The sequence below is a fragment of the Methanobrevibacter sp. genome (genome assembly GCF_045636185.1).
Taxonomy (GTDB): Archaea; Methanobacteriota; Methanobacteria; order Methanobacteriales; family Methanobacteriaceae; genus Methanocatella.
The window spans coordinates 1-5810 of sequence record NZ_JAZTXC010000066.1 but is presented as its reverse complement, the minus strand read 5'-3'; the positions used below and the strand labels follow the sequence as shown (position 1 = coordinate 5810).

6 protein-coding genes are annotated in these 5810 nt (G+C 30.5%); 1 reads left to right on the top strand and 5 read right to left on the bottom strand.

All coding sequences use genetic code 11. The annotated features are described in order from the left end of the window. Positions 1 to 76: 76 nt before the first annotated feature. From ACKI3Q_RS04085 to ACKI3Q_RS04075, 3 genes are all read right to left on the bottom strand, one after another. Positions 77 to 1441 carry an MATE family efflux transporter gene (locus ACKI3Q_RS04085; RefSeq protein WP_407414528.1) on the bottom strand — a complete coding sequence of 455 codons (1365 nt, stop codon included), beginning with the start codon at positions 1439 to 1441 and terminating at the stop codon, positions 77 to 79. Positions 1442 to 1776: 335 nt separating this feature from the next. Continuing rightward, a complete protein-coding gene (locus ACKI3Q_RS04080; RefSeq protein ID WP_407414526.1) occupies positions 1777 to 2751 on the bottom strand; it encodes a glycosyltransferase family 2 protein in 975 nt (324 codons plus the stop codon). Further along, entirely contained in the window at positions 2748 to 3509 is a 762-nt protein-coding gene (locus ACKI3Q_RS04075; RefSeq protein WP_407414524.1) for an alpha/beta fold hydrolase, read from the bottom strand. The genes ACKI3Q_RS04080 and ACKI3Q_RS04075 overlap by 4 nt, the downstream gene beginning before the upstream one ends. 75 nt (positions 3510 to 3584) lie before the next feature. On the opposite strand from ACKI3Q_RS04075, the gene ACKI3Q_RS04070 reads away from it, so the two are divergent. Next, positions 3585 to 4451, top strand: coding sequence for a hypothetical protein (locus ACKI3Q_RS04070; RefSeq protein ID WP_407414522.1), 867 nt, complete (start codon positions 3585 to 3587; stop codon positions 4449 to 4451). Between the two features lie 16 nt (positions 4452 to 4467). Here ACKI3Q_RS04070 and ACKI3Q_RS04065 read toward each other — a convergent pair whose 3' ends face one another. Together ACKI3Q_RS04065 and ACKI3Q_RS04060 are read right to left on the bottom strand one after the other, a co-directional pair. After that, on the bottom strand, positions 4468 to 4812 hold the full coding sequence (locus ACKI3Q_RS04065; RefSeq protein ID WP_407414520.1) for a hypothetical protein: 345 nt from the start codon (positions 4810 to 4812) through the stop codon (positions 4468 to 4470). A gap of 160 nt (positions 4813 to 4972) precedes the next feature. Further along, a complete protein-coding gene (locus ACKI3Q_RS04060; RefSeq protein WP_407414518.1) occupies positions 4973 to 5638 on the bottom strand; it encodes a hypothetical protein in 666 nt (221 codons plus the stop codon). Between the last annotated feature and the right edge of the window lie 172 nt (positions 5639 to 5810).

Below are 5810 nucleotides of genomic sequence, written 5' to 3'. Positions count from 1 at the left end.
AATATAAATATTCTATACTTTTATAATAAATTATCTAATTAAATTAAAAAATTTTAAATTTATTAATAATAAAAAATTATGAATGCAGGTTTTCACCAAATCTTTTAATAAATATTTTAGCCCAGATAAAACCTACTGTTGACCCGACAAAACATCCTAAGACAACACCTGCATATATTCCAACCAAACCCCATCCGAAAATAAATGCAAATAAATATGCAAATATACTTTCAAATATTAAAGATCTTAATAAAGTAAGTATTAAAGAATTGATTCCCTTACCGACACCCTGGAAAAGCATTGAAGACATCATACCATGAGGAATTGCAAGAACAAATAAACTTAAAACAGATAAAGCGGTTGCAATATGCGGAGCCAATACTGAACTAGAAGTAGTATATGAAAATATTGAAGCTATTTGGTTGGAAAATACAACCATTATCACACCGATTATAACTGAAAGAAGAAAAGACAGTTTAATTGAATAGCTATGTGCTGTCTTTAAGTTTTCCACATTACGTGCACCATATGCAACACCAGCCACAGTTATTACTGCAGTACCAATACCTATTAATGGAATCATAGCCAATTGAACTATTCTCATTGATGCTGTATAAACAGCAACTGCAGTTGTTCCGGCAACTATTACAAGCATTCCATTAATAATAATAGCTAAAGCTGAAAATATAATGGTTTCAAGTGTTGCTGGAATTGCTACCAACAATATATCAATAATAATCTGTTTATCAAATGAAAAGTTTTTTAGAGATAAATCCAAGAATAAATCTTTTTTACCCCAAATCCAGTAGGACATTACAAGACAGGATAATATAGCTGAAAATACGGTTGCCCATGCAGCACCAGTTATTCCGAAGTTTAAAACATAGATAAATATAGGGTCCAGAATAGCATTCAATACTGCTGTAATGGCAATTGCTATTGTAGCTCTCCTCATATCTCCTTCAGATCTGAATATAGCTGAAGCCACATTTGAATATACAAATATGAAAAGAGCTGCAAATATAATATATCCATATTCAAGAGCATATTCTAAGGAATCACCTGCACCTATCATTATCAATAGGGACGGCAATAATAAAATCATCAATACTGTAAATACGGCAGAGATAACAATACATAAAAAAACTGCATGCAAAGCAGCATTATTCGCTTGCTTACTGTCTTTTGCACCAATATAACGTGAAATTAAAGAATTGGCACCGGCACCAATACCTCCACCTAAACCAACCAGAAGTAAAAATAATGGAGTGATGAATCCAATAGCTGCAAGAGCCTCAGGACCTATTCCTGCAACCCATATACTGTCCGCTATATTATATATCATGACTAAAATCATAGAAGCCATAATAGGAATACTTAATTTAACAATAGCTTTTTTAGGATCTCCCCTTATCAATTCAATGTTTTTTTCATCAGCCATTATCTATCAAACCTTCATAATACTTTCATTGTTTAACATAAAAAACTCAAAAATAGACATGATTTTTCTTTATGATTAACAATCATTAAAAATTATATGGTTCAAATCATTTAAAATATTTTTGGATAAATTAAGTTTTCAATTGAATTATTCATACTTCACTTTTTGAACAACATCTCCCCCCAACAATTAAAAAAAATATGAAATATTGTTTTGCCCATGTAGATTTATCGTTTGAAAGAATAATAATTGGAAATATGGATAAATTTAATGAATTTTAACCATTATTAAAAAGCATAATTAATTGATTAATATGGATTTAATGAAGTGTGAAATTAATCTAGCGACATTTTAAATTCATCATAATTCTTGCACTTGATAACATCCAAAAAGAATTTTCTTTTGACAGGCCCCAGTTCTTTTAAAAAATCCTCATAATAGATGGAATCCTTTATTTCCAAATAGTCTTCATGGATTAAATCAAACAATGGTTCTTTACATTCATCTACGATTTCTGATAGCGCAAATCTCGGCCCATTAATTTTATATGCAAGCAAATCAAACTTATACTCTTCATAAAATCCGTTTTCAATAAATCTTCTCATTAATTCCTGGCCTGCAGCAACAGTATCCAAATAATTACAGTCAATAACATCAGTGATTGATTTTGCATGCTTCCTATGATAATACAGATGTTTTCTGATAATAGAAATCCTTTGGGCTTTTAAAAAGATTTCAAAGAAGAATGGCATGTCTTCAAAATATATTCCCTCTACAAACTTAACTTCAGATTCCTTTAAAAAAGAATTTTTATATATTTTCTGACATGCATTGACGGACAAGTCAAACAGAAAATCCCTGCATGCTCCGGGAGCAAATACACAATCATCAAATGACTCATCAAATGAATTCAAATCAAACCAGTCATTGCCTGAAACATTGCCCGTTTCATCATCATAATATTTAATTTGAAATATAGTGATGTCAGTATTTTTGGATTTCGCTTCATTGTATGCAATTTCCAATGCATCCAGGCCAAACCAATCATCTCCATCAAGAAACATCACATATTCACCAGATGCTTTTGCCATTGCCTTGTTTCTTGATGCACCAAGACCTATATTTTCCTGATTTATTAATTTAATGCGTTCATCATCATAGGAGTTAATTATATCTAATGTAGCGTCAGTTGAACCATCATTAACAATAATAAATTCAAAATCATCCAAACTCTGATTTAGAATACTTTCAATAGCATTTCCAATGAACTTCTCTTCATTGAAAACACATAAAATAACAGATACTTTCATACAAATTGCCTTATTATTTTTAATATTTCTGAAACATTTGATTCAATCAACAGGTCATGTTTCGTATCATCAAAAATTATTAGCTTGGAATCCTTTATATTATCATTTAATATCTGTGCCAAGTTTAATGAAATAATATCATCGTCACGGCCTTTCAGTATTAATGTTTCATTTTCAATTTTTGATAGCTGATTAGTAACATTGAATTCCATACCGATATCGATTCCATTTTCAATAGCTTTTATGTTGGCCGTTTCAGCCTTCATATTTTTAACCGTCTCCAGGACTTCCCTATTTTCATCATAAATCTCCTGGGGAATAACATACTTGATTATGGAATCAAAAAATGCTTCATAAGAAATGTTTATGGCCTTTTTAAACTCATTGAATTTGGATGTTAAATTATCATCATTCTCGCTGAAACTGGACATTAAAACAAGTTTATCAACTAATTCAGGATATTTTAAAGCAAATGTTAATGCAATATTTCCACCTAAAGACAGTGCTATCAAACTTGCTTTTTCAATGTTTAATTTTAAGAACAAATCATGTAAATCCTGTGCAAGCAAATCCATTGTAAATTTTTCATCTCCCCATTCGGACTCACCATGACCTCTTAAATCATATGATAATACATTATAGTCATCACTGAGCATTACAGATAATCTTCTCCAATATTCAAGACTGTCACTTAATCCATGTATAAATACTATTGTCTTGTCTCCGCTTCCTTCAAAGATATAATTTACATCCAACATATTATATAATTAGCAAATTATTTTTTAAAAAGTTTAGCATCATATTTAATAACATATAATGTTATATTATACAATATGAATTCAAAATTTAGATTAGCTAAAACTATTTCAACTTTTACAAATCCCCCCATTATATCAATACCATTATTTTTTATAATCTGTCTGACATTATCAATTAATAATTTATGGGAGTTTCCTCTTTTAGAATTAATCTCTCTTGTTTTTGCATCAATTTTACCTATGGCAATCATATTGTCCTGGGCTAAAAAAAGCGGTAATGACAATGACATTTCCAGAAGGGAAGATCGCTTTACTCCACTGATTATTGGAACAGTATCCTACTTTATAGGTTTTTTGATTTGCAGATTTTTAGGATTGAATGACTTTCTTACATTCTTACTGTTATGTTATACCGTTAACACATTTTTGGTAATGCTAATTACAACACAATGGAAGATAAGCATTCATACAACCGGATTAAGCGGTCCAGTTTGTGCATTAATCATTCTTTTAGGACCGGTTGGTGCATTATTCGGATTGCTGTATCCTATAGTGATTTGGTCTAGGGTTACCTTAAAAAAGCATACTATGGCACAGGCAATTGCAGGAGGTGTTTTCGGATTTATTATGACTGCTGTTGAAATGTTTCTATATATTTTCCTGTTCAATTTAAATATAGGCAATATATATCCAATACAATATGTTTTCGGATTTATTCTGGCGATAGTGTTTACTCCAGTAGTCTTAGGCATCTTTACTCATTTCAAGTATAGTAACTCACTGGTATTTTATTTTATTGAAATAAATGGGTTTTGCTTATTGATGGCAATATCATCAATCGATGTTGTTATAATTTATGTTATAACCACAATGGTTTCCATCTTTATAAGCAACTACGCTGGTGAAAGGTTTCCGTGGTACAAAATTATAAGAAGTAGTTAAGTGTTGAATATAACACTTACCTATCAATTATTCTTCCTACATCTATTTTTTTGGTATTGTAGTTAACAGCCTTGTGAACACTATTCAATGAAGTTTTCAAGTTAGCTGCAATTGCTTCACGTAATTCATCATCAAATGGAGCGGTTTTATCTCCATAGAATTCACAAATTTTAGATATTTTTTGGTCTTCCAGGAAAATGAAATATTCTTTCCAGTGCTCGGTTAATTCACCCAAAAGACTTTCAATATGAATAAACTCCTTATTTAATTTATTTGCTTTTTCATATGCTTCTTTTTCTAGTGCAGAAAATTCAGCTATTTCCTCTTTGGTATAATCTTTTAACAACTTTTTATCAGCCATATAATTCACCATATAAAATAATTAGTTAATAATTATATTATATTCAATAATATTTAATTTTTTGTGAAAGACTATTTTGGAAAAAAAGTACTAGAAAAGGGGGAATGTCAGCGATGGTTGTGTTAAATTAATATAAAATCTTAAATTAGGAATTAGAAACTTAAACTTTTCTTCTTAATCCTCCGACTCCAATTGCCATGAGGCCAAGTAAAGCTACTGCTATAGGGTTACCTGCTTCAGGTAATGTATCAGCTTCGACAGGAGTACTGTCAGCTCTAGCATAAGCTATATCATAATTATTTGACCAATCTGGGTCTTCAGTTGAACTGATTGCAAATGCCTCTACATAAAATGGACCATCATCTAAAGTTTTAGTTGCAATCAACATTTCAGTGAATGTATTTGGTGCGAAATCACCTAAATACCATATTCCATAATTAGCGGTAATTGGCATGAAAAAATCATCAACTAATTGTGCATCCATCAAGTAAGCTAAGTTATCAGATAAATGTACGAAAACTTGAGTATCTTCAGCAACATTTGGACCTAAATTATAAGCGAGGACATCCCATATGATAAAATCACCATAATCTTCTACTTCCGTTACTTCAACACCAATATCTGCTTTTGGTGTGGTAACTTCATCTCCGCCTGCCGCATGAAGGGAGTCTTGACTTTCAACTGCTTGATCTGCAGGAGCTTCTGCAACTGCAGGTGCATCTGATGCAATAATCGCATCATCAGTAGCATTATCCTCTGCACTAACAGCGCCTAAAGTTAAAGATAACGCTAATAAAATTATAAAAATATGTAATATTTTATTCATATTAATCACACTTTTTTCATTTTAAAATCAATTCTTAAAAATTGAAAAATATTATGCATAACAAATCAATTTGATACAAACTGATTTGATATATTTTATTAATAAACAAGCATATAAATATTTTTGTATAATATATTCTAATATACCTAAAAATGGTTTAAATAACAATCTA

Excerpts from the sequence above, each read along its gene's own strand:
- ACKI3Q_RS04085 (WP_407414528.1), bottom strand. The coding sequence starts at position 1,441 with ATGGCTGATGAAAAAAACATTGAATTGATAAGGGGAGATCCTAAAAAA.
- ACKI3Q_RS04080 (WP_407414526.1), bottom strand. The coding sequence starts at position 2,751 with ATGAAAGTATCTGTTATTTTATGTGTTTTCAATGAAGAGAAGTTCATT.
- ACKI3Q_RS04075 (WP_407414524.1), bottom strand. The coding sequence starts at position 3,509 with ATGTTGGATGTAAATTATATCTTTGAAGGAAGCGGAGACAAGACAATA.
- ACKI3Q_RS04070 (WP_407414522.1), top strand. The coding sequence starts at position 3,585 with ATGAATTCAAAATTTAGATTAGCTAAAACTATTTCAACTTTTACAAAT.
- ACKI3Q_RS04065 (WP_407414520.1), bottom strand. The coding sequence starts at position 4,812 with ATGGCTGATAAAAAGTTGTTAAAAGATTATACCAAAGAGGAAATAGCT.
- ACKI3Q_RS04060 (WP_407414518.1), bottom strand. The coding sequence starts at position 5,638 with ATGAATAAAATATTACATATTTTTATAATTTTATTAGCGTTATCTTTA.